The sequence below is a fragment of the Nocardioides gilvus genome (assembly GCF_003194605.1).
Taxonomy (GTDB): Bacteria; Actinomycetota; Actinomycetes; order Propionibacteriales; family Nocardioidaceae; genus Nocardioides; species Nocardioides gilvus.
Window position 1 is genome coordinate 752,211 of record NZ_QHKY01000001.1, and the last position, 24,557, is coordinate 776,767.

A 24,557-nucleotide genomic window follows, 5' to 3' on the forward strand; every position below is an offset into this window, starting at 1 on the left:
GCTCAGAGACGCCGACGTACGGCGTCGCGCAGCGCCTGCTCCGGGTCCACGCCCAGGTCTCGGGACTCCGCCACCAGAGCGAGAAGACGGTCCCCGATCCCGGTGCCCACGTCGGCACCTTGATCGTTGCCCTCGCCCGCGTCACCGACCTGAGGGTCAAGGGGCTGCCCTGCCCGCTCCATCCGGTCGATGACCTTGTCGGCCATCAGGAGCGCCGGCAGGCCCGGCGGCAGGCCCTCGAGCGGAGACTCCCGTTGCTTTTCCGCGGCCTTCGCCGTCTCCCACGCCTCGGTCACCGAGGCCGGGTCCAGCTCGATGGTCGCGCGTTGCTCGGCAGTGCCGTAGACGTGCGGGTTGCGACGCATCATCTTCGCGGTGACGTCAGTTGCCACGTCGTCGAGGGTGAACTCGCCCTGCTCCTCCGCGATCACGGCGTGGAAGTAGACCTGCAGCAACAGGTCGCCGAGCTCCTCGCGCAGGTGCGCCCAGTCACCCGTGGCGTCGCCGACGTCGATCGCCTCGAGCGTCTCGTGGGTCTCCTCGAGCAGGTGTCGCGCCAGGCTCCGGTGGGTCTGCGCCTGCTTCCACGAGCACTCCGCCCGTAGGTGACGCATCACCTCGGCGAACTCCAGGAGCGGCGGGGTCTCACCGGGGGCCATCGCCGCAGCGCTGACTCTCCGGCAAGGAACCGACGTAGTCCGGGTTGGGCTCCTCGGTGAGCGCCTCGATCGCGGGGCCGCTGACCGGCACCGAGGCACCCGTCTCGGCGAGGACCAGAGCACCCTCTTCCATGACCGCGCCGTAGGAGGGATCCACCTCGGCTCCCCGCTCGACCACCTGGGTCGCGAAGAGCTGCGAGCCCCGCTGCATGATCTCCTCCTCGGAGGGCGTGGTGACGCCTTCGGCCGCCAGGGCACGCTCACCCATCTGCGCCATGAGGGAGGTCAGGTAGGCCTCGGTCGACAGTGCGGTGACGTAGTCGTCGCGCAGGTCCTCGGGGATGGTCTCGGCCTCACCCTGCACACGTACGACGTCCTGGTGGTAGGCGGCGTTCGGCTCGATGCCCTGCTCGTCGGCGACCTGCTCGGCCTGCATCCGTACGGTCAGCAGACTCAGGGCGTACTGCTTGAGCTCTGAGAGCCGGACCTGCTCACCGGCCTCCGACAGGTTGTCCTCGATGCTGCGGCAGACGGCGTCCGCCACCCGGCTGACCTCGCTCTTGGAGACCGAGTCGTCCCCGATGCTCACGGCCGTGCCGGGGGCAGTGCCGTTCCCGCTGCATCCGGAGAGCAGTGCGACGGCCATCACGGCCGGAACGAGGGTGCGACGGATACGGGACAGGCTCACGTGTCTCTCCTAGGCAGACGGTGCGACGGGCGGTGTCGCGGGCGGATCGATGACCAGGTCCACGACGCCGCGTGCCCATTCAAGCAGGGCCACCCCGGATCCCTTCGCAGATCCGAGGGGACGCGGCACCAGGAGCACATCGTTCTGGCTGTGCACCCTGGACTTGGGGTAGAGCCGGTTGAGCCGCACGACCCGGGAATCGGGCAGTGCGACCGGGCCGAACCGGACGTTCTTGCCGGCGACCACGACCTCGGTGAGGCCGGCGTCGCGCACGCGAGCTCGGAAACGAGCCACCACCAGCAGCGACTCGACCACGTCGGGCGGGGTCCCGTACCTGTCGACGAGCTCCGCGCGGATCTCGTCGACGTCGGCGTCCGTACGCACCTCCGAGAGGCGCTTGTACATCTCCAGACGCAGTCGCTCCGAGGAGACGTAGTCGTGGGGCAGGTGGGCGTCGACGGGGAGGTCGATCCGGATCTCGTCGAGCTCCTCGGAGACCTCGCCGCGGAAGTCCTGCACGGCCTCCCCGACCAGGCGTACGTACAGGTCGAAGCCGACGTCGGCGATGTGGCCCGACTGCTGACCGCCGAGCAGGTTGCCGGCGCCACGGATCTCGAGGTCCTTCATCGCGATCGCCATGCCCCCGCCGAGGTCGGAGTGCTGGGCGAGGGTGGCGAGCCGCTCGTGGGCGGTCTCGGTGAGCGGCTTCTCGCTCGGGTAGAGGAAGTAGGCGTACGCCCGTTCACGCGAACGTCCCACGCGTCCCCGCAGCTGGTGCAGCTGACTCAGGCCCAGGGTGTCGGCGCGCTCGATGATCATCGTGTTGGCGTTGGAGACGTCGAGGCCGGACTCGACCAGCGTCGTGCAGACCAGCACGTCGAACTTCTTCTCCCAAAAGTCGAGCATCACCTGCTCCAGCTGCTTCTCGTTCATCTGGCCGTGGGCGGTGGCGATGCGGGCCTCGGGGACCAGCTCGCGGAGCTTGCCGGCCGCCTTCTCGATCGACTGCACCCGGTTGTGGATGTAGAAGACCTGACCGTCACGGAGCAGCTCACGGCGCAGTGCCGCGATCACCTGGCGGTCCTCGTACGCGCCGACGTAGGTGAGCACCGGGTGGCGCTCCTCCGGCGGGGTGGTGATCGTCGACATCTCACGGATGCCGGTGATCGCCATCTCCAGGGTCCGCGGGATCGGCGTGGCCGACATGCTCAACACGTCGACGCTCGTGCGCATCCGCTTCATCTGTTCCTTGTGCTCGACCCCGAAGCGCTGCTCCTCGTCGACGACGATCAGGCCCAGGTCCTTGAAGCGCACGTCGGGGTTGAGCAGACGATGGGTGCCGACGACGATGTCGACGGTGCCCTCGGCCATCTGCGCCATCACCTCGCGCGCCTCCTTGTCGCTCTGGAACCGGCTCAGGGCCTTGAGCACGACCGGGAAGCCGCTCATCCGCTCGGTGAAGGTGTTCAGGTGCTGGGTGACCAGCAGCGTGGTGGGCACCAGGACAGCGACCTGCTTGCCCTCCTGGACGGCCTTGAACGCGGCCCGGACGGCGATCTCGGTCTTGCCGTAGCCGACGTCGCCGCAGATCAGGCGGTCCATCGGGACCGTGCGCTGCATGTCGGCCTTGACCTCGTCGACGGTGGTGAGCTGGTCGATGGTCTCGGCGAACGGGAAGGCGTCCTCCAACTCGCGCTGCCACGGGGTGTCGGGGCCGTACGCGAAACCCTTCGTCGCCTGTCGGGCGGCGTAGAGCTTGATCAACTCGGCGGCGATCTCCTTGACCGCCTTGCGGGCCTTGTTCTTGCGATTCGTCCAGTCGGCGCCGCCGAGACGGTCCAGGCTCGGCTGCTCGCCGCCCACGTAACGGGTGACCTGGTCCAGCGTCTCGGCCGGGACGTACAGCCGGTCCGGCGGGGCGCCGCGTTTGGAGGCGCCGTACTCCAGGACCAGGTACTCACGCGTCGCTCCCTGGACCTCACGCTGCTTCATCTCGATGAACCGACCAACGCCGTGCTTCTCGTGGACGACGAAGTCGCCGGCCTTCAGCTCGAGGGGGTCGATCTGCTTCTTGCGCCGCGTCGGCATCTTGCGCATGTCACGGGTCGACGACTTCTGTCCGGTCAGGTCGTCGCCGGTGATCAGGACGCTGCGCGTCACCGGGTCGAGCAGGCCGTGCGCCTGCCGAGCGCACGTGACCGTGACCGTCCCTGGACCGCTGGGCTCCCCCTCCTCCACCAACCGGGCAGGTACGTCGTGCTCACCGAGCAGCTCGACCATGCGCTTGGCGGGGCCGTGCCCGACGTGGGAGACGGTGACGGCGTACTTCTGCTCCAACCACTGCTGGATGTCGGCGACGGCGCGGGTGAAGTCGCCGCGGTACTCCTCGGCCGGGGTCAGGCCCAGGGCACGGGACTCCACGGCCCCCGCGAGGGCGTCAACATCGGTGACCGGAGTGCCGTCGATCCCGAAGGGGCTGATCGACCACCAGGCCAGCCCGCGCGACAACGAGTGCTCACGCACCTCGCCCATCTCGCGGTACGAGGCCGCGCCCAGGTCGATCGGCGCGACTCCGCCGCTGGCCGCAGCTGCCCAGGAGGCACCCAGGAACTCCTCACTGGTGGCCACCAGGTCGTGGGCGCGGGTGCGGGAACGCTCCGGGTCGAAGAGCAGGACCGTGGTGTCGCCGGGCATCAGGTCGACGAGCAGTTCCATGTCGTCGACCAGCACGGGAGCCAGCGACTCCATGCCCTCGGCCGCGATCCCGGCGGCGATCTTGTCGGTGATCTCGAGCAGGTGCGGGTGCGCCTGACCCAGGGCCGCAGCCCGGGCCCGCACCTCGTCGGTGAGCAGGAGTTCGCGGCACGGAGGCGCCCAGAGTCGCACCACCTCGGCGAGGGTGCGCTGGTCGGCGACCGAGAACGTACGGATCTCGTCGACCTCGTCCCCGAAGAACTCCACCCGCAGCGGGTGTTCCTCGGTGGGCGGGAAGACGTCGACGAGACCACCGCGAACAGCGAACTCGCCGCGCTTCTCGACCATGTCGACGCGGGTGTACGCGGCGTCCGCGAGCCCTCGTACGACGTCGTCGAGGACCCGGGTCTCCCCGGTGACGATCTCGACGGGCTCGATGTCGGCCAAGCCCTTCACCTGGGGCTGGAGCACCGACCTGATCGGGGCGACCACGACCCGCAGCGGACCGTTGGCAGCATCACTGCCGGGGTGCTTGAGCCGGCGCAGCACGGCCAGGCGACGCCCGACGGTGTCACTGCGCGGGCTGAGGCGTTCGTGCGGAAGCGTCTCCCAACTGGGGTAGAGCGCGACCTCGGACGGGTCGAGCAGGTCGCCGAGCTCGATCACCAGGTCCTCCGCCTCGCGCGAGGTGGCGGTGACCGCCAGGACCGTACGTCGCGCGGTCGCCAGCGCGTGCACCACGAAGGGACGCACCGCGGCCGGGCCGGTCAGGTCCAGGGTCCGCGTCGTCCCGGCCTTCTCGGCTGCCTCACCGAGCACCGAGTCGGTGAGCAGACGCTCCGCGAACCGGGTGAGCGGAGTGGCCGGGGCCTGGGGGCTCCGAGATGGGGCGAAGGGGGTCAGGGCCGTCACGGACGATCCTCTCGGCACGCAGATGAGCCCCTCACCGAACTCGGGAGGGGTCGTACCCGGCGATTCTACGGGGCGTGCGGAGGGCGGGAGAACCTGCGGACCGCACTCACTCGTCCCACTGCGTGTGGCGTGGCGGCTCATCCGGTCCGCCGCGGCCTAGGGTTCTGAGCGAGGCCGCCCACGGACACCCACCAGGGTGTCGAACGGGCGGCCCATCCACTTTTCGGAAGGAACGACAACTCAATGCGTCTCACTCGACTCATCGCGGGCACCGTCACCGCGGGCCTGCTCAGCCTCGTACCCATCGCCCTGACCGCTCCGGCGGCCCAGGCCAGCGTGACCACCAACCTCCAGGTCCAGAGCTCCTACAAGATGCTCACCTACGGGATGGAGACCTCCCTGCGGGCTGCGGTCACCGCCACCGACAGCACCGGATACACCGGGGCCGTCCGCGTCGGCTCCGTCCAGTTGCAGTCCAAGGTCACGGGCAAGGCCTGGAAGACCATCAAGACCGCGACGGCCAGCAGCTACGTCTCCTTCGGGCAGATCAAGCCGAAGGAGCACACCGAGTACCGCATCAGCTACTCCGGCGGCACTGACACCTACGGCAACGTCTTCCGGGCCGGCGTCTCGACGCCCGTCAAGGTGAAGGTCAAGCGCAAGATCACCTTTCCGCGGAAGGGTCTGACGCTGAAGGGCAAGGTCTCGCCCCAGTTCAAGAAGAAGAAGCTGGTCGTCAAGGTCAGCAAGAAGGAGACCAAGGGCTTCAAGAAGTACCGCACGATCAAGACCAACAAGAAGGGCCGCTACAGCCTCAAGCTGCCCAGGCGCCGTGGCACCTTCTTCTACAAGGTGATCGTCCCCAAGGACAAGCGCTTCCTGAGCAGCTCCTACACCTGGCGCACCTACGGCTACTGACCTGCTGGTGGCACCGACCACCCTGCGTACGCCCCGCCCGGCTCCGGCCGCGCGGGGCGGCGTGCATTTCTGCCCGGCGAGTCAGTCGGTGCCGTGGCGCTTCACGAAGTCGATGATCGAGGAGGCCAGTTCAGGGCGGCAGACAATCAGGTCGGGCAGCGAGACGTCGCTCTTGTTGTAGACGAGCTCAGAGCCGTCGACCCGTGAGCAGAAGAGGCCCGCAGCTCGGGCCACCGCCACAGGGGCGGCGTTGTCCCACTCGTACTGGCCACCCGCATGCACGTAGGCGTCTGCGAGGTCCCGCACGACGCTCATCACCTTCACCCCGGCGCTGCCCATCGGGACGAGCTCGGCGTCGATCTCCGCGGCCAGGGCCGCGACGAACGCCGGCGGACGCGACCGGGAGACCGCGATCCTGGGGCGCTCGGACGTACGCGGTGCGACCACCGACGGCGAGGCCGTGCTGAAGGTCTCCCCCAGCTGGGGCTGTGCCACTGCGCCGGCCGTCAGCTCACCGTCGACCCAGAGCGCCACGTGGACGGCCCAGTCGTCGCGCGGCGGCTCGGAGTACTCCCTGGTCCCGTCGAGCGGGTCGATGATCCACACGCGGCTGGCCTGCAGCCGAGACCTGTCGTCCCTGGCCTCCTCGGAGAGCACGTGGTCGCCGGGGCGGTGGGCGGCGAGCAGACCCGCGAGCACCTCCTGGGCAGCAGCGTCGCCCGCGTCCTTCAGGGCCCTTCCCTCCAGCCCGGCACCGCGGACCGCGAGGAGTCGCGCCCCTGCCTGTTCGGCCGCCCACACGGCGAAAACATGGTCGTCGTCGAGGGCGGCAGCGGGGAACGGGGTCTCGGTCATCACGAGGCGCAGCCTATCCACCGGAACCTCCTGCCGAGGCGTCGCCGACCGTCAACCCCGGGCATAACCCGTTCGGGCTATGCCGAACGGCTCATAGGACCGGATATCGCGATTTGCTGGCGCACCACCCCCTCACCCCTGTGGAATACCTCTCATTGGGTACGAAGAAGTGACACGAGGAGGCCGAGGCATCTACCATATTGGGTATGCGCCGTTGACATGCGGCCGAACCGAGTCGACACCGACTCCATGACCACCCGCCGGCGGCCCCAGTCGCCCGGAGCGGTCTGGCGAGGAACCCCTCGCACTCGTGCGGAGCTCACCCTCCGCCTGCGCCTGACCTGACCAGATCGGGCGCGCAAGAGGCTGCTGCCTGCTGCTAGCAGGTGAGTTGCCACTAGGCACAGAAAGGATACGCCGTGCGCTACAGCACTGCTGTCCGCGGACTCGGGCTGACTGTCTTGACGGCTTCCGCGCTCACCCTGGGGGTCACCACCCCCTCCACCGCATCCCCCCTCCAGGGAGCGAAGCACTCGCTGCACTCGCTCTCGTCCTCGGCCGTCGGCTCGCCCCTCCTCGAGCGCGAACGGACCCTCAAGGACCCGCGCATCACGAGGGCCGGTGGCCTCGCTCGCAGTACGTACGCACGCGACATGCTCTTCACCCACAACAACCGTGGAAGCCGACTCTTCGTCGTCAACAACGAGGGTCGCACCCGCGCGATCCTGAAGGTCAGGCGCGCGAACTCCCGGAACTGGGCCGACATCTCCTCAGGCCCCGGACACCGGCTCTGGATGGTCACGAAGTCGACGGGCAAGAAGGTCGCCGTCTTCCGCGTCGTGGAGCCGAAGAACCCCCCGAACGACGGCCGCACCCGCACCGTGGCGAGCAAGAAGTTCGTCTTCAAGTACCCGGGCAAGGCACGGACCGCCGAGGCACTGATGGTGCACCCGAAGACCGGCCGGCTCTACCTCGTGACCAAGTCGAAGAGCAAGGCATCGGTCTACCGGGCACCGAAGAGGCTCTCGACCAAGCGTGCCAACAAGCTCACCCGCATCGCCAAGGCACCCGCAGGCATCACCGCTGGCTCCTTCTCCCCCGACGGCAGGAGCATCGTCCTCGGCAGCCGCACCAAGGCGTACACGTACTCCGGGTTCCGCTCCAAGCCTGTCGTGACCACACTGCCCGCAAAGGCACGTGGCATGTCGCTGGAGGTCAACCGCCACGGCACCCAGGTGATGATGGCCAGCCCCGGCGACAGCATCAACATCTGGATCCTCGAACTGCTCAAGCTGTGGAAGAAGTTGACCGAGCCGACGCCGACGCCGACGCCGACGCCGACGCCGACGCCGACGCCGACGCCCACGCCCACGCCGACGCCGACCGTGACGCCCAAGCCGACGCCCACGCCGACCGTGACGCCCAAGCCGACGCCCAAGCCGACGCCCACGCCGACGCCCACGCCCACGCCGACGCCCACGCCGACCGTGACGCCCAAGCCGACGCCGACGCCGACGGTTACCCCGACGCCCACGCCCACCGCGACGCCCACCCCGACGCCGACGGCGACTGCCACCCCGACTCCGGCCCCGGCATACAAGAAGGCCCCCGACTACGTCAGCGACAAGACGTACTTCGGTGCCAGTCTGTCGGCCTCCGACGGCAGCGTGAACGAGGCCCTGGCCAAGAACGACGCCCTCTTCGGCAAGATGCCGGTCGTACGTCAGTTCGACCCGACCGTCCCGCCCAAGGGCGCCTGGTCACGGCGCACATCGCTGCACGACCGCAACCTGGTCGTCTCCTTCCGTGAGGCCCCGCAGGAGATCGTGACGGGCAAGTACGACGCCCAGATCCTCGACTACTTCAGGACCGCGCCGACGGGCAAGCCGATCTTCTGGAGCTACTTCCACGAGCCCGAGCCGCACATCGCCAACGGCACCTTCACCTACGCGCAGTACCGCGCAGCGTGGCGTCACGTCGTCGACCTGGTCGGCACGCTGAAGAAGCCCAACCTCTACCCCACCCTCGTGCTGACCGGGTGGACCACGGAGGCGGCCTCCAAGCGCAACTGGCGCGACTACTACCCCGGCGACGACTACATCTCTGTCATCTCCTGGGACCCGTACAACTCCGCCACCGGCAAGCCCACCAGCTACCCGGACCCGGCCAAGCTCTTCGCCTCCGTGGTACAGGCGTCCAAGGAGTCCGGCAAGCCGTGGGGCATCGCCGAGACCGGCAGCGCAGTGGTCCCCGGTGACGACGGCTCCGGCCGCGCCGCCTGGCTGACCAAGGTCGGCCGGTTCTTCAAGGAGCAGGGCGCCGCCTGGGTGACCTACTTCCAGTCGACCCGTGATGGCGACTTCAAGTTGGACGACAGCGGCTCCGTCAGCGCCTGGCGCACCTGGGTGCAGTCGCAGAGCTGACCCACCCCGGCACGACGCACTTCGAGCCCGTCCTCCCGACCACCAGGTCGGGAGGACGGGCTCGAGTCAGTTGCGCACGCCGACGAGGCTCGCCGCGAAGCTGAGGTCGGACGAGGACGAGGCGTCCTGGTGGACCTCCACCGCGATGACGTTGGCTCCCACCCGCAGGGCCGAGGCCGGGATCGTGAACTCGCGGGCCACGTTCTCTGCGGCGCCGCTGCGGTTGCTCGCCGCCTTGGTGGAGAAGACAACCGGCCCGGCCGGCATGTTGTCGCGGACGACCTCGACTCCGTTGACGTGCACGACGGCACCGTCGTCGGCCACCAGCTCCAGCGTCACGCGGTCAGGGACCTGGGCCACGGAGAAGGTGGTCCGGTAGTAGGACGTGCGGTGCCGCGACGTGGTGCTGGGACCCCAGCCGAGGAGTGTCGTCTCGTCGCCGTCGCCGTACCCGAAGTGGCCCGTGCCCACGGACCACGAGGCGTCGCTGAAGGCGTTGGTCTGCCACCCGGTGGCCGCAGCACCTCGGTCCCAGTAGCGCCAGGTGGCCTGACCCGAGAGGTAGGTGGTCTGTACGTTGGTCGGCGGCGGCGGAGGCGCGGTCACGCCGGTGGCGAGGAAACGGGTCCACCCCTGCGCGCCCACACCGGAGACCAGGGTGAAGTCACCCCCGGCCACGACACCTGCGTCCGAGGCGTCCACCGCGAACACTCCCCAGAAGCTGTCGACCCTGGGTTGGAACAACGTGTCGATCACGCCGGTGCTCTCGTCGGCAGCCATCACCTTGCGCTGGGTGTCGCCTGCATACCCCTCATGGAATCCGAAGTAGACCTTGCCCTCGTAGTGCGTCACCGCCTGGACGTCGCCCATCATTTCGTGGCTCCAGACGAGGGCACCGGTGGAGGCGTTCCACGCAGTCAACAGGTTCGTCTTCGCGCCACCGGCGCCGAAGAGTCGGGTGCCTGCATCGTTGATGTCGAGCCCGAGGGTGGGGCGTGCAGCGCCGGTGAAGATCGTGGAGCGCAGGGCGCCGTTGACCGACGACACAGCCGCCACCCCGGTGCGCGAGGAGCCGCCGGCACCCGAGAAGTCGCCGGAGAGGTAGACGACGTCGCTGACAGGGTTCTTCACCACGCCCCACACGTCGTTGTTCACGGCGGGGGTGAAGGAGCGGTCGAGTTCGCCGGTGAGGGGATTCAGCCTGGCGAGCTTGGCGCGAGGGGTGCCACCGACGGTCGTGAAAGCGCCGCCGACGTAGAGGCCGCCCTCGGTGTGGTCGAGGGCGCGTACGGGGGCGTCGAGGTCGCCGCTGAAGCTCGGGTCGACCTGGCCGTCAGCCACGCGGACCTTCCCGAGCCCCTTGACGAGGACCCCGCCGACGCGTTCGAAGGCGCCGCCGACGTAGACCCATGCCCCCGCGGGCTCGATCGCGCGCACGGTGCCGCCGGCGTCCGCGCGCCAGGTGCGGATCAGCTCACCGGTGTCGAGCCGGAAGGCGGCGAGGTTCTTGCGCGCGACCCTTTCGCCCGTGGTGCTCGTGGCGGTGGTGAACTGCCCTCCGACCACCACCGTGTTGCCGATGATCCGGGTGGCGTACACCCGGCCGTCGACCTTCCAGGCAGCCGAGGGGGTGTCCCCCACGACGGGAGCTGCGTGCGCCGGCGCCAGCCCGACGGTCGTGAGGAGGAGAGCTCCACAGAGGGCGAGCAGGCGGGCGGTGAGCAGGCGGGCCATGGAGAGCTCCTTCTCGACGAACGACGTCAGTCGACGATCGCGGTCGCCTTCAGGTCGAAGGTGAGATCGGCGGTCTTGCGGAAGTTGACGTGCGTCTCGGCGGCGATGACGTTGGTGCCAGCACGCAGCAGCGAGACGGGAACGTCGACGATCAACGGGTTGGCAGCGGCGACCTCGTGACGGCGTGCCGTGGGGGCGTACGACGTGTGGGTGACCGCACCGTCGCGCATGTTCTCGCGGCCCACCTCGGTGCCGTTGACGTGGACGACCACGCCGTCGTCGCCGATGGTGTCGAGCTTCAGGCTCACCACCTTGGAGGGGTCGCTGACCTCGAAACTGCGGCGGAAGTAGGCGGTCACCGGACGATCAGCCTGGTTGGCGAAGGTGTCGATGTTGGTGCGGACCACACCGGCTCCCCATCCCAGGTGGGCGGTACCGGTCTTCCAGGAGCTGTCGTCGAAGGCCGTGCCCTTCCAACTCGAGGCGGGCGCAGCGGTCTGGTAGTACCACTTCCAGGCAGAGCCGGCCGGGACGAGCGTGGCACTCACGGTCGAGGACGGATTCACGATCTCACTCGCGGTCGAGCTCAGTCCGTCGCTGTCCTTGACCGTCAACTTCACGGTGTACGTGCCGGTGGAGGCGTACGTGTGGGTCACCTTGGCGCCCGTCGCGGTGTTGCCGTCACCCAGGTCCCAGACGTGGCTGCGCACGCCGCCGTCGTCGGTGGAGGTCGAACCGTCCAGCGTGACCGTACGGCCACTGACGTCGGTGGTGAACGAGGCGGTGGGCGCCTGGTTGACCGGCGGGCCACCCAGGATCAGCACGGAGGTGCTCGGACCCACGTTGCCCTTGTTGTCGATGGCCCGGACGAAGTAGCGGCCAGCCGTGACCCGCGGCACCGTCGCACTGGGCGAGGCACCCCCCGGCGCGGTCGCGATCGGACGGTCACCCAGGAGGATCTCGTAGGAGACACCACTCGCGTCGGCCACCGAGTTCCACCGCAGGGTCACGGTGCTGGCGCTCTCGGACTCGACCCGGAAGTTGGTCGGTGCGGCGGGAGCAGTGGAGTCACTGCGCTGGAACCGGGCGAACCCACCGGAGAACTTCTGGCCCTGGGTGGTGCGTACGGTCTGGATGTCGCCGCCGGTCCAGACCCGTCCCAGGCTGTCGACCTTGATCGCCCACGGACCGGATCCGAGACGCATCGAGAAGTTCGGGTTGAAGTCAGCGACGTATTCGCTGGTCTTCGCGTTCCAGATGCCCATCCACTTGATCGCGTCGGCCTGGGCCCAGTTGGAGCCGATGCTCGACCAGGTGTAGGCGCCCGAGTAGGTCCACTGGGCGCAGTGGCAGGAGGCATAGACCAGGTCGCCATCGGTGTCCATGCCCTGGAAGTCACCGCCGGTCTTGTTGATGTTGCCGCTCAGGCGGTCGAAGTTGCTGGTGGCGAAACTGAACAGCGCGTGCTCCGCGCCGCCCACGAAGACCCGGTCACCGACAGCACGGACAGTCTGCTGGTAGCTGGCGTCACGATTGCTCCAGGTCGGGCGCCACGGCGCCGCGACCAGGGGCGCTCCGGCAGCGGTCTGGAGGGCGGCTGCGCGCAGCGTCGCCTGTCCCTTGTTGGTGCTGAAGTAGCCGGCGGCGTAGACCCGCCCACCGGTGTCGGCGGCGTCCATCGAGACGACGGTGCCGTTGAACTCCGTGGTCCAGTCCGGGCTCGGGGTGGCGTCGAGGGCGACGCGGGCTGCGTTCTTGGAGTAGACGACCCGCCCGGGCGCACTGCCGCCGGAGAGGTGGGTGAAGGAGCCACCGAGGTAGAGGAAACCGTCCTGCACGTCGAGCGTGCGGACCCGCAGCACACCTCCGGAGACGCGGTTCTCGACGTTCAGGTTCCAGGAGGCACGGGTGGCGCCGGTCGTGGGGTCGAGCCCGACGACGGCGGTGGCGGGACGTCCGTTCGCGCGGCTGAACGTGCCGCCGGCCACGATCGTGCCGTCGGGCAGGGCAGCCAAGGAGGCGACCTGCTCGTTGAGCTCGGGTCGGAAGGTCGGGTCCCACTCGCCGGTGGCGACGTCGAAGGCAGCCAGGAAGGACTGCTCGACGCGACCGAGTCCGGCAGCGTCCTTCTGCACGTAGCGGAAGTTGCCGCCCACGTACATCTTGCCGCGCGACTCCGCGAAGGCCTGGACCTCCACGCTGCCCTCGACCGAGGTGCTGCCCGCGAGTCCGTTGACTCCCCAGGGGGTGACCAGGGCGTTGTCGTTGAGCGTCGCCGGGGTCGGTCGGGCCGGGGTGCCGTTGTTGCCGATCGCGGTGAAGCCGCTGTCGGTCGAGGTGATCCGCGGGCGCAGGTAGACCTGGGCGTACGGCAGCGCACCGCCGGCACCGTTGGTCGGCGCCCACAGGTGGCTCGCGGCGTCCGTGTATCCGGCGACGCTCGTGCCGTAGCCGAATCCGACCTTGTACTTGCGCTTGGAGTCGGTCGAGTTGGTCATCCGGTTGGTGCTCTGGCCGGTGCCGAAGGTCTCGGAGGTGCCGCCCCAGCCGGAGAGGGTGTCCATCTTCCATGAGGAGACCGGGTGCTCGGCGCCGAAGGTCCAGGTCCAGCGGGACTTGTTGGAGAATCGCAGCCGCACCTCCTGCCAGGACGAACCGGTGCGGTTCTTGGCACGACGGATGCGGACCCCCTCGGAGAGGGCGTCGACGCGACCGTCGTTGAGGAGGGCGTCGATCGTGGTCGAGGCGTGCTGGTGGGTGACCGCGGACATCGGGACCGTGTCGGGGCTGGTCAACGCGGCAGCGCTGCCCTTGCCCGCGTAGTCGGTGACCCATCCCTCACGGCCCTTGCCGACCAGCACCCAACCGCCACCGTCGGTGGTCTGGTCGCAGTAGAACTGGGCCGGCGCAGACATCGCCGGGGTCAGCAACCAGTACGAACCGCTGGGGGCCGACGAACGACGCTGCTTGATCTCCCAGCACGAGCCCGCAGCCGTCGCCGGACCGGTGCCGAGCACTGCCGAGTCGATCGGCGCGGCAGTGGCCGGACCGCTCGTGAGCAGTGGGGTCAGCGCCAGGGGCAGCAGGAGGGCTGCTCCGGTGGCGAGCAGACGTCGAGCTGAGAACATGGATGACCCCCGGTTGCAGAACGCGAGCGGACTGCTGAAGGCCCGCAGTCCCCCACCCCTGGGGAACGCCCCTGATGCTAGGTGGGTTTACCGAGCACCCCGCTTGCTGGCAGCAGATTTCCCCGGTATGCGGTACGACTTGCACCACACCCCTGGGCGACCCCCGACAGTGACTACTCTGTGCGCGTGCCCGCCCTCGACATCCTCGCCCAGCAGCTCTGGTCTCCCGGCCTCGGTGAGGGGACCCGGATCGCGGTCGACCCCGCCCCCGAGAGCGGTTGGCAGGACGCGGAGCGGTACTGGCTGCTGCCCGGCGCCGAGCACCCCAAACTCCTGGTCCCACTCGCCTCCCCCCGCGTGCAGCAGGCCGCGCTGACCCACTACCGAGGGCTGCGTCGCGCTCCCGCCAATCTCGCTCGCGTCGCCCTGGGAGCCGGCGCCCGGATGGGCGCCCCGCTGTCCCGCCGGCAGTTGGCGGTCCAGGTGCGCTCCGACGCCGACGCGGCCGAGTTGCCGCTCGCCAAGATCGCCTCCGAACTGGGTCACGAGCACCTCTTCGCCACGTTCGGCGTACGCACCGGCGCCAACCGCAAGACCACCATGCAGCTTCTCGACGACCGGGCACGCGCCATCGGCTACGCCAAGCTCGGGTGGAACTCCACCGCCGACGAATACGTCACCACCGAGTCCCACGCGCTGCGGCAGGTGGGAGGGCGAGTGGGACTGATGCGGGCACCGCGGCTGCTGGCGTCCTTCCGTCAGGGTGGGCGACCGGTGCTGGTCGTGGAGCCGCTGCCCGCCGGCGTACGGGGCGTGCGGGGTGAGCAGGCCGCACCTTCCTCGGCGGAGCTCTTCGCCCTGGGACCCGTCGAGCGGATGACTCGACCCGGATCCACCATCGGTCTGCGCGCGATCGCGCGGCGCCTCGACGTGCTGCGCGCCGATCCCACCACTCGTACGGTGGCCGAGCGCGCAACGGCACTGTTGCGACGCCTCGAGGCCCACTCCGAACCGGTGCCCGTCCAGGCCCGGTGGCACGGTGACCTGACCCCGTGGAACTGCGCCCGTGAAGCCGACGGCCAGCTGTGGGCCTGGGACTGGGAGTCCAGCGAGCCCGACGTGGTGGCGGGGCTGGACGCCGTGCACTGGGAGTTCAGCGTGCAGCGCGAGGCGATCCCGGTCGACCGGATCTCACTCACCGCGTGCGTGGGGCGCGCGCGGCACCACCTGGCTGCCGCCGGCCACGATCGGGTCGGTCACGGGATCGTCGGAGCCGTGCACGCCCTCACCGTCGTGGAGCGCGCCGCGACGCTCGCGGCCCGCGAGGGCGGCTGGCAGCGGGTGTGGATCACACCGGTCCAGCTCGCCCGGCTGGTCGACGAAGCGATGACCCTGGTGGGCTGAGAGCCCCGGTCTCAGGACCAGTGCAGCGGATACCCCAGGAACTTCTCCAGCGAGGCGTTGTACGGAGCGAAGAACTGGGCGAGGTCGGTGCGGATCGGCTCGGGCACGGTCGACTTGCGGTGCGAGGTGTTGAAGGGCTTGGTGTCCGGCAACGTGAAGTCCCCGATCCCGAGAAAGTCCGTCACCCGGTCGAAGACGGCCTGGACGTCGCCGTACATGTCTTCGCTGCGCAGGATCAGCACCTGCTCACGGTCGAAGGAGCGCAGCCAGTTCTGGATCTGCGGCAGGTAGATGCCCCGAGCGCGGTAGGTGTACCAGTCGTGCGAGGTGCTGTGGTAGGTCAGATCCGTCGCCATCCGCTCGACCTCTCCGTCCAGGCGGCGGCTCTCGGCCGCGAGCGCATCCTCGAAGGAGAGCGGCTCGACGCCGTTCTGGGTGCGTTCCTGGTAGTGGGACCAGGCCCGTTCGACCGGGTCGCGCAGCAACAGGATCGACTTCACCTCCGGCGCCACGGCCCGGACCTTCTCTGCCACTCGTGGGTCCCAGACGTAGTACGGGGACGCCTCACCGCTGACCGGTGGATGACCGAGCTCAGCGGCGATCCGGTCCTTGTGGCGCTGGGTGTGGAAGTGCGAGCGGTACCAGACCTCGGAGTGCGAGGAGTCGGCAAAGAACCAGTCTGTGCTCTTCTTGCCACGGCTCTGCGGGAAGAGCCCCAGGACGCCCGGGTGCATCAACAGGTAGTTGAACAGCGATGTCGTGCCACCGCGCTTGGTGCCCGTGATCAGGAAGTCCGGCATCTGACGCTGGTGCACCGTCGCGAAGGCAGCCGCCCGGGTCGTCACGTTGGCGACGTCCTTCGCCCACCGCGGCGAGCGGTCCTTGAACTGCGTCAGATTCGGCATGCTCCGCACACTAGGCGTCCTCTACCTTCGGTTGAGTGGTACTGGACGCACTTCCTCCAGATGCGGTACGCCCGCGCCTCACCGCTTGGTCAGCGTCGCCAGCTGGTCGAGGTGCAGCAGGCGACGGTCCACCACCGCATAACCGAGCAGGAGAACTCCCCCGAGGGCGATGCCGGTGAGCAACGGGACGGTCCCCTGACCCCATTGGTGGGCGATGACGAGCCCGGGCCCGGCGACGCAGACCGCGACGGCGAGACCGACCCGGATGACTGATCCCCACGCCAACACGATCCCGGTGGCCCGGCCGACCTGGACCGAGGCGAGCACCGTGTCGAGCAACATGCTCGCGGCCCACACCGCCGCGGCTGCCTCGATCCCCCAGATCGGCACGAGGAGCAGGTTGCCGACCACGTTGACGACCAGGACGATCGCCTTGTTGATCGCACCCAGGCCGCTGCGCCCGCTCATCAGCAACAACGCCTGGACGTTGCCGGCAGCCAGCACCACCACGGAGCCGAGGCAGAGGATCACCATCGCGGTGGCACCGGACGCGAAGTCGTCGCCCAGCCAGGAGAGGACCGTGGGGGCGAAGACGGCCAGCGTCAGGTAGACGGGGGCGCCGAAGAGCAGGATCCAGCGGGCCGTGACGGCGTACAGGGAAGCGACCTCGTCGGTGCGCCCCTCGCCGAGCAGCGCGCTGAACCGAGGCGCGACCACGATCCGTACGGCGGTCGCGACGATGACCCCGGCCGCCACGAAGCGGGCTGCGGACCCGTAGACCCCGGCGGCAGCGCTGCCGGCGATGACCCCGACCAGCACCACGTCGATCCAGATGATCGACTGCTCCATGGCCGAGGCGAACGTGCGCGGCAACGAGTACCTGGCGATCTGCGTACGCAGGTCCCGTGCCGGCCACCGCAGGGGCACCACCCCCGGGGCCAGACCCCGACGCAGGCGAGTCGTCGAGCGGTGGAGAACCAGGGTCACGGCTCCGGTCGCGAGCACCGTCGGCACCGCCCAACCCAGAGCAGCTCCCGCCACCCCGACTCCCAACAAGTGCCCGGCCACCAGCAGGACGGGGCGCAGGATCGGCGTCGTCAGGTTGTCGATCACGTTGAAGGCGACGATCCCGCCGAACGCGCGAGTGCAGGCCAGACCCACGGCGGTGAGGGCGGCGAGCGGAAGAGTCCAGGAGATCGCGTCGACCACGGCGACGACAGGAGCCCCGTCCGGCCACAGACCCCGCACCCCCCACCAGCTGGCGGCGAGCAGGGCGCCGGCTGCGGCCGCACAGGTCAGCAGGAACCCGATCGCGCCGGGCACCTGTTCCGGCGCTCGGCTGCGCAGCCGGGGCAACAGCCACACTGCGGTGGTGTCCATGCCCAGACGCGCGAGACTGAGTGCGATCGTGAAGAGCGCGATGGCCTGGAGCACGACGCCGGCGTCGCTCGCCCCCCACAGCCGCGCCAGGAGAAGACTGAACGCGAACCCGAAGGCAGCGCTGGAGGCGGTGCCCACCAACGTCAGGGCGCCGCCGCGTGCGGCGCGACCGACCTCGGAGCTCGCCGCCGCGGACGTCCTGCGGACCGAGTCCGGTCGCTGGCTGCTCACGCCCGCCACCTGCCTCTACGATGGGTGACCACCCGGCGTTCGCCGGGTGGCGCCGTGATTCTAGGTAACCGGGGGGTTCTGGTGGCTGCACTGACCATGCCAGCGCGTCGACACAGGTGGGCGGCCGTGGCTGCGGCAGGCACGCTCCTCATGGCGGGATGCTCGTGGTCCGACGAGAGCCCGAGGACGGAGGACCCGTCCTCGACCGACCTGTCGCCCAGTGAATCGCCCAGCGAGTCTCCCGACCAGTCACCCAGCGAGTCGCCCGATTCGGTGACCGACTCGGACGGGCCGAGCGGTGGTGGGGCGACCCTCGACCCCGGTGACGTGCCGAAGGACGTGGCGGAACAGACCGACCAGGCCACCGAGGAGTTCCTCGACAGGGTGGGCGAGGAGCTCGAGGAGCCCGACGCGAAGCAGGACCTGAAGACGCTGCCCGGCGTGACCGGAGCCGCGCTCGAGGAGTTGCGCAACCGGATCACCGAGTACGACGCCTCCGGATGGCAGGTGCTGGGCGAACCGGTGATCGTGCGCCAGCGCGTCGTGCGGCTGCTGCAGGATCCCGAGCGAGCCATCGTGCACGCATGCATCGACAACTCCGCGGTGCGGGTGGTCGACGCTGACGGCAAGCGGGTGCCCAACAGCAGGCCGGCCGAGCCGCGTACGCGCAACATCATCACCCTGGTGAAGAAGAAGGACGCGTGGATCGTCACCGACCAACGCCCTGCCACGAAGCCGGACTGCTGAGGGTCCACCTGCTCGCCGTTCAGCGGGTGAAGGCCCAACTGTTCTCGTTGGCGGGGATGACCGGGCGGTCACCGGCTCCGGTCCCCGTCGGCCCTGCCGAGGGTTCCTCCTGCATTGGCTGACCCTGGTCCGACTGGGCAGAGGCAGGATCGGCCGGCGGCCTGCCCGGCTCCGTCTGGGAGGCGGGGCCCGCCCCTGGCCCTCGACGTGACTGCACGGGACCGCGGCCGCGGCCGCGCTTCTTCTTCGTCTGACCGGGGGCCGCACCCGTCTGGTTGGCCCCGGGCTGGATCGCCCCGGGCTCGATGGACCGGGAGGCCGATGTCGCATCGGTCTCCGGGACTGGCACGGTCTCGGGAGCGGGCGCGTCGTCCTCCGCTTCCGCATCCGGCGCGGGGTCGAACTGAGCCTCCGCTTCCGCATCCGGCGCGGGCTCGGCTTCGGGCTCGGGTTCGGGTTCGGGCTCAGACTCGAACTCGGCCTCAGCCTCGGCCTCGGGCTGGGGCTCGGTCCCGGCCTCAGTCCCGGGCTCAGCCTCGGCCTCGGCCTCGGTCCCGGGCTCGAACTCGGCCTCGGACTCGGACTCGGACTCAGGCTCGGTGCCGTCGTCGGGATCGCGTTCGTCCTGGGTCGGGGACACGTCGCCCTGCGCGAGGTCGCCCCCGGCGATGGCGGGTTCGTCCTCACGGTCGTTCCGGTCGAAGAAGTGGGAGCGCGGTTCGTCGGCCTGAACCACTTCGGCCTCTGTCGTCTCGGCGGGCGTCACCTCCTCCGCAGGCGCGTCGTCCGCCCGAGTGACCAGGTCCTCCATGACCTCCATCAGGGCGCTGGAGCGAGCTCCGCTCACCGCACCTCCTGTGAAGGCACTGCTGGTCGCGCCGCTGGGGGCGGAACGCAACAGGGCAGCGCCCGCACCCACCGAGGGATGCGCCGTGAGGTGTCGGCCCTCCGGGAGGAGGACGGTGCCGTGTGTCCTGGCCTCGACGGCCATGAGCTCGCTCGCCACGGCTGCGAGCTCGTCGATGTGGGTGCCCAGCTCGTGCACCGCGAAGAGCACCTGGTCAGCGAAGCGTCCCGCTGCCAGTCGGGCCGCTGAGCCGGCCGACGGGGAGAGCGCCACCACCGTCACGGCCGTGGAACGCTCGGGCGTGGAGACCAGGTCCACGACCACGTCGATCGTCGCGAGGCGAGTGCCAGAGGTGTCCGGGACCGAGATCTGCAGCGTCGGCACCGTGCGACTCCGGAAACGCCGGACGTGGGCGCGGGCCCCGACCTCGCGCGCCGAGAGGTCGTGCAGCACGTTGACCAGCACGTCGACCGGGTGGTCGACGATGATCAGGTCGGTCTCCAGACCCGAGTCGGCCAATGACGCCGCCAGGTTGATGGCCACGTCGGTCGGGACCGCGTCGTCCGGGCCGACGTCGATCACGGCGAGGACGGGGCGCTCCGCCGAGGTCGCGGCCATGACCCGTTCCCGTACGGCTCGGATCTGCTCGGCCTCGACCCCCACGGCCGGAACGCTGGTCTCCTCACCGGCCAGACGGGCCACGGTCACGCCACCCCCGGCACCTGCGACGTCGTAGGGGTCACGCACCCGGCGGTCCAGCACGTTGACCACGAAGGCCAGGACCAGGCCGGACAGGAGCCCACCCAGGATCCCGCTGAACAACATGAGCGGACGGTTGGGGCTGGACTGAGTCTGCCGGGCGTCGGCCTCGGTGAGCACCGAGCCGCCCCCGGTGTTGACCACCCGCAGCTCGTTGAGCTGGGTGGTGACCGTGGCCAGCTCCTCGGCGACCGTCTGGCGAGCCAGCTCGGCGGTCAGGCGGCCCTGGCTGCCTGCGGCGGACTCGGACAGCTCATCGTTGGCCGCGGTCAGCTGCTTGCGCAGACTGTCGCGGCGCACCACGAGCCGCTCGGCGGCGCTGTCGACGCGACCCTGGGCCTCTTCGGAGCGGTAGGCGAGATACTTCTCGGCGACCAGGGTCGCGCCGTCGGCGGCCTCGTCGGGTGAGCCGCCGGTGAACTGGATGCGCAGCACCGTGCCGTTGGGCAGCAGGGTCGCCTCGGTCGCCGCACGGACCGACGACTTGGTCCAGCCGTCGCCGAGCCCGGCCGCGACCTCGTTCATCACGGTGGTCGAGCGAGCCATCGCCTGCTCGGTCTCCATGTCGAGCAGGTCGGAGGGCGGGCGTGACGCGCTGAAGGCGTTGGAGGAGATGAGGTTGATGTTGACGAGGGTGGTCGAGGTCGACTTGGACGGGACCGTGACCATCAGGGCAGTCGCCACCAGGACGCCCAAGCACAACGCGCCCGCCACGTAGACCCAGCGGCGCCGCAGGATCGTCGCGTAGTGCGACAACTCCATGGACGACGTGTTCGACACGTGCTTCGCCATCGAAGGCCCCCATCCATCCCCGTCGAGCGGTCGTACGCCTGTGCGCAGACTGCAACGGACCTACAATAGCGAGCCGCAGCCACCCCCCGCGCCATTGGAGAGAAACGTGACTCACCCACTGTCCGTGCGGGGTGGCGTCCCCACCCTCGACGGCAGTCAGAGGGTCGCGTCCAGCGAGCTGCCGGCGTGGCCCGCGGTGACGCTCTTCGCGCTCTTCCCGATCTGGTGGCTGCTGGGGCTGGCAGACCTGATCTGGATCCTGATGGCTCCCCCGATGGTGCTGCTCATGGTGCGTGCCCGGGCGATCCAGGTCCCGAGGGGGTTCGGCCTCTACCTGCTCTTCCTGCTCTGGGCCCTCTTCTCCGGCGTCCAGCTCGAGCGCGCAGGTCAGGCCATCGGCTTCTCCTACCGCCTGCTGCTCTACGCGGCGGCCGCCGTCCTCTTCGTGTACGTCTTCAACGCGCGGCGGCGGATCAACGAGCAGATGGCCACCGGCGCGCTGACCGGGTACTGGCTCGCCTGCGTCTTCGGCGGTTACCTGGCCCTGGCCTTCCCCGGGGCAGTCATCAAGACCCCCCTCAGTTACCTGTTGCCGACCTCGCTGACCAGCAACGAACTGGTCAACCAGATGGTCGTGCGGCGGATGACCCAGTGGAACCCCGAGGCGTGGGTGGTGCTCGACCCGCGACCCACGGCCCCGTTCCTCTACACGAACAACTGGGGCAACGTGTACTCGTTGCTCCTGCCGTTCGTGGTCGCCTACCTCTTCAAGGTGCGGGGCACGCCGCGCTTCTGGGTGCTCGTGGCGATCATTCCGCTCTCCCTCGTCCCGGCCTTCCTCACGCTCAACCGGGGCATGTTCCTGGGTCTGGGCATCGCCGCCGCGTACGTGGCCCTGAGGCTGGTGCTGATGGGCAACGTGAGAGGCCTCGTCGCCATTGCGCTGATGGGCATCCTGGGTGCCGGCGCCTTCTTCCTGCTGCCCGCCCAGGACCGGCTCGAGAACAGGCTGAGCGAGAGCAGCAGTACCGAGGACCGCACGTCGCTCTACACCCAGGCAATCGACACGATCCCGGAGTCGCCGGTCCTGGGACATGCCGTGCCCCAGGAACCGGACAACCCGAACCTGGACCCGGTCGGCACCCAGGGACAGTTCTGGATGGTGCTGGTCTCCCACGGCGTGGGCGCGCTGGCCTGCTTCGTGGGGTGGTTCCTGCTGGCGTTCCTGATGTCACTGCGGCGCGGCGACGTGACCGGGGTCGTCGCCAACACGGTCCTGCTGGTGGGGACCATCGAACTCGTCTACTACGGCTCGCTGCCGTACGGGCTGCCGATTCTGATGGTCGCGGCGGCTCTGGCCCTGAGAGGACCCGACGCCGTCCCGACCGGAGGCGCGCGCCGGCGGGTCGCCCCCGGTGGCTAGGTCGACCGCGCTGCAGACAGCGGATCCGGACCTGACTATGTTGGTGCCGCTCCTCCGTCCGGGTCGGGGCTGGGAACGGCGTCGTCCGCAGGTATCAGGAAGAGGGTGAACGGTGCCTTCCAGTGCCGCGTCCGCGGGCAGCAACAGCCCGACCGTGCTCTACATCGGGGGCTGGGGTCGGAGCGGCTCGACCCTGCTCGAACGAGTGCTCGCCCAAGCCACCGGCACCCTTGCGCTGGGCGAGGTGGTCCACCTCTGGGAGCGCGGCGTACGCCTGAACCAGCTCTGTGCCTGCGGCACTGCCTTCCACGACTGCCCGTTCTGGTCGCAGGTCGGCGCCGACGCGTTCGGCGGCTGGGACCGGGTCGACCTCGACCGGGTCGCTCACCTCGCCGAGGCGGTCGACCGCCAACGACGCATCCCGCAGTCGGCCCGTCGTACGCCCCGCCCGGCCTTCGCGGAACAGGTCGTCGAGTACGCCTCCGGGTTCCAGAAGATCTACACCGCCGCCGCCGCGATCACGGGGGCAAAGGTGGTCATCGACTCGAGCAAGGAGATCCCGACCGCCCTGGCGTTGAGCCACGTCGAAGGACTCGACCTGCGGGTCCTGCACATCGTCCGGGACAGCCGTGGGGTCGCCTACAGCTGGTCGAAGGTGGTCGAACGACCCGAGACCAGCGACGGCGAGCCGATGCCTCGGTTCTCGCCGGTCCGGAGCACGGCGTTCTGGCTCTCGGGCAACCTGACCGTCCGCGGTCTCGCCCACCGCGGGGTGCCGTTGACCCGGCTGCGCTACGAGGACCTGGTGGCTGACCCCCAGGGCTCCATCGAGGCTGCGTGGCAGGCATTGGGACTGCCAGGCTGCCCGGACATCCCGATGGTCGACGCGCACACGATCGACCTCGGGCCCAGTCACTCGGTGGCCGGCAACCCGATGCGCTTCCGGACCGGCGTGACCAGACTCAGCGCCGACGACGCCTGGCGCACGCAGATGTCGCCTCGGGACCGTCGGATCGTGACCGCGATGTCCTACCCGGTGCTCAAGTCGTTCGGCTACCTGGGCGAGCCGTCATGACGCCCGAGGAGAACTTCTCGCCCGCGCTGGTGAGTGTCGTGGTCCCGACCCACGCGCGACCCGAGCTCGTGCGTCGCGCGATCGACTCGATCCTGGCCCAGGACCACCCGGGCGAGATCGAGGTGATCGTGGTCTTCGACCGGGCGGAGCCTGACGAGAGCCTGCGGCGCACCGCCCCGGGACGCACCGTCGAGGTCATCACCAACACCCGCACCCCGGGGCTCGCCGGCGCGCGCAACAGCGGCATCCTGGCCTCCCGTGGCTCCCTGGTCGCCTTCCTCGACGACGACGACTGGTGGCGTCCCACGAAGTTGCGGCGCCAGGTGGAGGAGTACGACGCCGAGCTGAACCGCACGGGGGTCGCGCCCCATCTGGTCACCTGCTCGATCGCCGTCGACTTCGAGGGGCGGATCACCCCGCGGACCGCAGGAACCACGCGGGTCACGCTCGGCGACCTGACCCGTTCACGGATGTCGATGCTGCACTCCTCGGGCCTGCTCTTCGACCGCGCGGCCCTGCTGGACCACATCGGTCTGGTCGACGAGGAGGTGCCCGGCAGCCAGAACGAGGACTGGGACCTGCTGCTGCGCTCAGTCAAGGTCGGGGACATCGTGCACGTCGACGAAGCGTTGGTGGTGGTGACGTGGGGCGCTGCCTCGTTCTTCACCCGCACCTGGGACACCAAGATCTCCTCGCTCCACTGGATGATGGAGCGTCACCCGGAGATCGAGCAGGACCGCAAGGGGGCGGGGCGGGTCTACGGCCAGATCTCGTTCGGCGAGGCGAGCCGCCCCGACCGCCGGGCTGCCGTGCGTTGGGCCGGCAAGGCGCTCGTCAAGGATCCGTTGCAGTGGCGGGCGTACGTGGGACTCGCGGTCGCCGCCCGGCTCCTGACCCCGGCCCAGGTGCTCAACCTGCTCCACAAGGCTGGCCGCGGCGTCTGAGCACGCCCGGAGAAGGTGCAGCGAAAACGCTGCAGCCGG

Annotated in this window: 16 protein-coding genes; 7 read left to right on the forward strand and 9 right to left on the reverse strand. The window is 69.5% G+C overall.

Annotation, left to right across the window (positions count from 1 at the left end):
• Nucleotides 1-2: 2 nt before the first annotated feature.
• Genes DNK52_RS03680 through mfd form a run of 3 tightly spaced genes read right to left on the reverse strand, consistent with a single transcriptional unit; the run spans nt 3 to nt 4,953 of the window.
• The gene (locus tag DNK52_RS03680) at nt 3-659 is read right to left on the reverse strand and encodes a nucleoside triphosphate pyrophosphohydrolase (RefSeq protein WP_110239587.1); all 657 of its coding nucleotides are present in this window, start codon (nt 657-659) and stop codon (nt 3-5) included.
• The gene (locus tag DNK52_RS03685) at nt 646-1,347 is read right to left on the reverse strand and encodes a hypothetical protein (protein ID WP_110239588.1); all 702 of its coding nucleotides are present in this window, start codon (nt 1,345-1,347) and stop codon (nt 646-648) included. Before DNK52_RS03685 ends, DNK52_RS03680 begins: the two co-directional genes overlap by 14 nt.
• Nucleotides 1,348-1,356: 9 nt before the next feature.
• Nucleotides 1,357-4,953: a transcription-repair coupling factor gene (gene mfd, locus DNK52_RS03690; protein ID WP_420812332.1), complete on the reverse strand. Its 3,597-nt coding sequence runs from the start codon at nt 4,951-4,953 to the stop codon at nt 1,357-1,359.
• A gap of 243 nt (nt 4,954-5,196) precedes the next feature.
• Here mfd and DNK52_RS03695 point away from each other — a divergent pair, with 243 nt between their 5' ends.
• On the forward strand, nt 5,197-5,871 hold the full coding sequence (locus tag DNK52_RS03695; protein ID WP_110239590.1) for a hypothetical protein: 675 nt from the start codon (nt 5,197-5,199) through the stop codon (nt 5,869-5,871).
• Nucleotides 5,872-5,952: 81 nt separating this feature from the next.
• On the opposite strand, the gene DNK52_RS03700 is transcribed toward DNK52_RS03695, so the two are convergent.
• Nucleotides 5,953-6,747, reverse strand: coding sequence for a 3'(2'),5'-bisphosphate nucleotidase CysQ (locus DNK52_RS03700; protein WP_239455364.1), 795 nt, complete (start codon nt 6,745-6,747; stop codon nt 5,953-5,955).
• Between the two features lie 398 nt (nt 6,748-7,145).
• Between DNK52_RS03700 and DNK52_RS16090 the strand changes: the two genes are divergently transcribed.
• Nucleotides 7,146-9,149 (forward strand): glycoside hydrolase family 26 protein, encoded by a 2,004-nt coding sequence (locus tag DNK52_RS16090; protein WP_204163352.1) that lies wholly within the window; start codon nt 7,146-7,148, stop codon nt 9,147-9,149.
• 66 nt (nt 9,150-9,215) lie between these two features.
• On the opposite strand, the gene DNK52_RS03710 is transcribed toward DNK52_RS16090, so the two are convergent.
• Nucleotides 9,216-10,883, reverse strand: coding sequence for a delta-60 repeat domain-containing protein (locus DNK52_RS03710; RefSeq protein WP_110239592.1), 1,668 nt, complete (start codon nt 10,881-10,883; stop codon nt 9,216-9,218).
• A gap of 26 nt (nt 10,884-10,909) precedes the next feature.
• Nucleotides 10,910-14,011, reverse strand: a complete 3,102-nt coding sequence (locus DNK52_RS03715) for a fibrinogen-like YCDxxxxGGGW domain-containing protein (protein ID WP_110239593.1) — start codon at nt 14,009-14,011, stop codon at nt 10,910-10,912.
• 186 nt (nt 14,012-14,197) lie between these two features.
• Between DNK52_RS03715 and DNK52_RS03720 the strand changes: the two genes are divergently transcribed.
• A complete protein-coding gene (locus tag DNK52_RS03720) occupies nt 14,198-15,415 on the forward strand; it encodes a hypothetical protein (RefSeq protein WP_162598586.1) in 1,218 nt (405 codons plus the stop codon).
• A gap of 11 nt (nt 15,416-15,426) precedes the next feature.
• Here the strand turns inward: DNK52_RS03720 and DNK52_RS03725 are convergent, their stop codons facing one another.
• Nucleotides 15,427-16,320 carry a sulfotransferase domain-containing protein gene (locus DNK52_RS03725; RefSeq protein ID WP_110239595.1) on the reverse strand — a complete coding sequence of 298 codons (894 nt, stop codon included), beginning with the start codon at nt 16,318-16,320 and terminating at the stop codon, nt 15,427-15,429.
• A gap of 78 nt (nt 16,321-16,398) precedes the next feature.
• On the reverse strand, nt 16,399-17,931 hold the full coding sequence (locus tag DNK52_RS03730; protein WP_162598587.1) for an MATE family efflux transporter: 1,533 nt from the start codon (nt 17,929-17,931) through the stop codon (nt 16,399-16,401).
• A 126-nt stretch (nt 17,932-18,057) separates the two neighbouring features.
• On the opposite strand from DNK52_RS03730, the gene DNK52_RS03735 reads away from it, so the two are divergent.
• Nucleotides 18,058-18,678 carry a hypothetical protein gene (locus DNK52_RS03735; RefSeq protein WP_110239597.1) on the forward strand — a complete coding sequence of 207 codons (621 nt, stop codon included), beginning with the start codon at nt 18,058-18,060 and terminating at the stop codon, nt 18,676-18,678.
• Nucleotides 18,679-18,697: 19 nt separating this feature from the next.
• Here DNK52_RS03735 and DNK52_RS03740 read toward each other — a convergent pair whose 3' ends face one another.
• On the reverse strand, nt 18,698-21,064 hold the full coding sequence (locus DNK52_RS03740; protein WP_162598588.1) for a hypothetical protein: 2,367 nt from the start codon (nt 21,062-21,064) through the stop codon (nt 18,698-18,700).
• Nucleotides 21,065-21,182: 118 nt separating this feature from the next.
• Here DNK52_RS03740 and DNK52_RS03745 point away from each other — a divergent pair, with 118 nt between their 5' ends.
• The 3 genes from DNK52_RS03745 to DNK52_RS03755 all read left to right on the forward strand — a co-directional run bounded on the left by DNK52_RS03745 (nt 21,183) and on the right by DNK52_RS03755 (nt 24,518).
• Nucleotides 21,183-22,499: an O-antigen ligase family protein gene (locus DNK52_RS03745; protein WP_162598589.1), complete on the forward strand. Its 1,317-nt coding sequence runs from the start codon at nt 21,183-21,185 to the stop codon at nt 22,497-22,499.
• A gap of 112 nt (nt 22,500-22,611) precedes the next feature.
• The gene (locus DNK52_RS03750; protein WP_110239600.1) at nt 22,612-23,574 is read left to right on the forward strand and encodes a sulfotransferase; all 963 of its coding nucleotides are present in this window, start codon (nt 22,612-22,614) and stop codon (nt 23,572-23,574) included.
• A complete protein-coding gene (locus DNK52_RS03755; RefSeq protein ID WP_110239601.1) occupies nt 23,571-24,518 on the forward strand; it encodes a glycosyltransferase family 2 protein in 948 nt (315 codons plus the stop codon). Before DNK52_RS03750 ends, DNK52_RS03755 begins: the two co-directional genes overlap by 4 nt.
• Nucleotides 24,519-24,557: the final 39 nt, after the last annotated feature.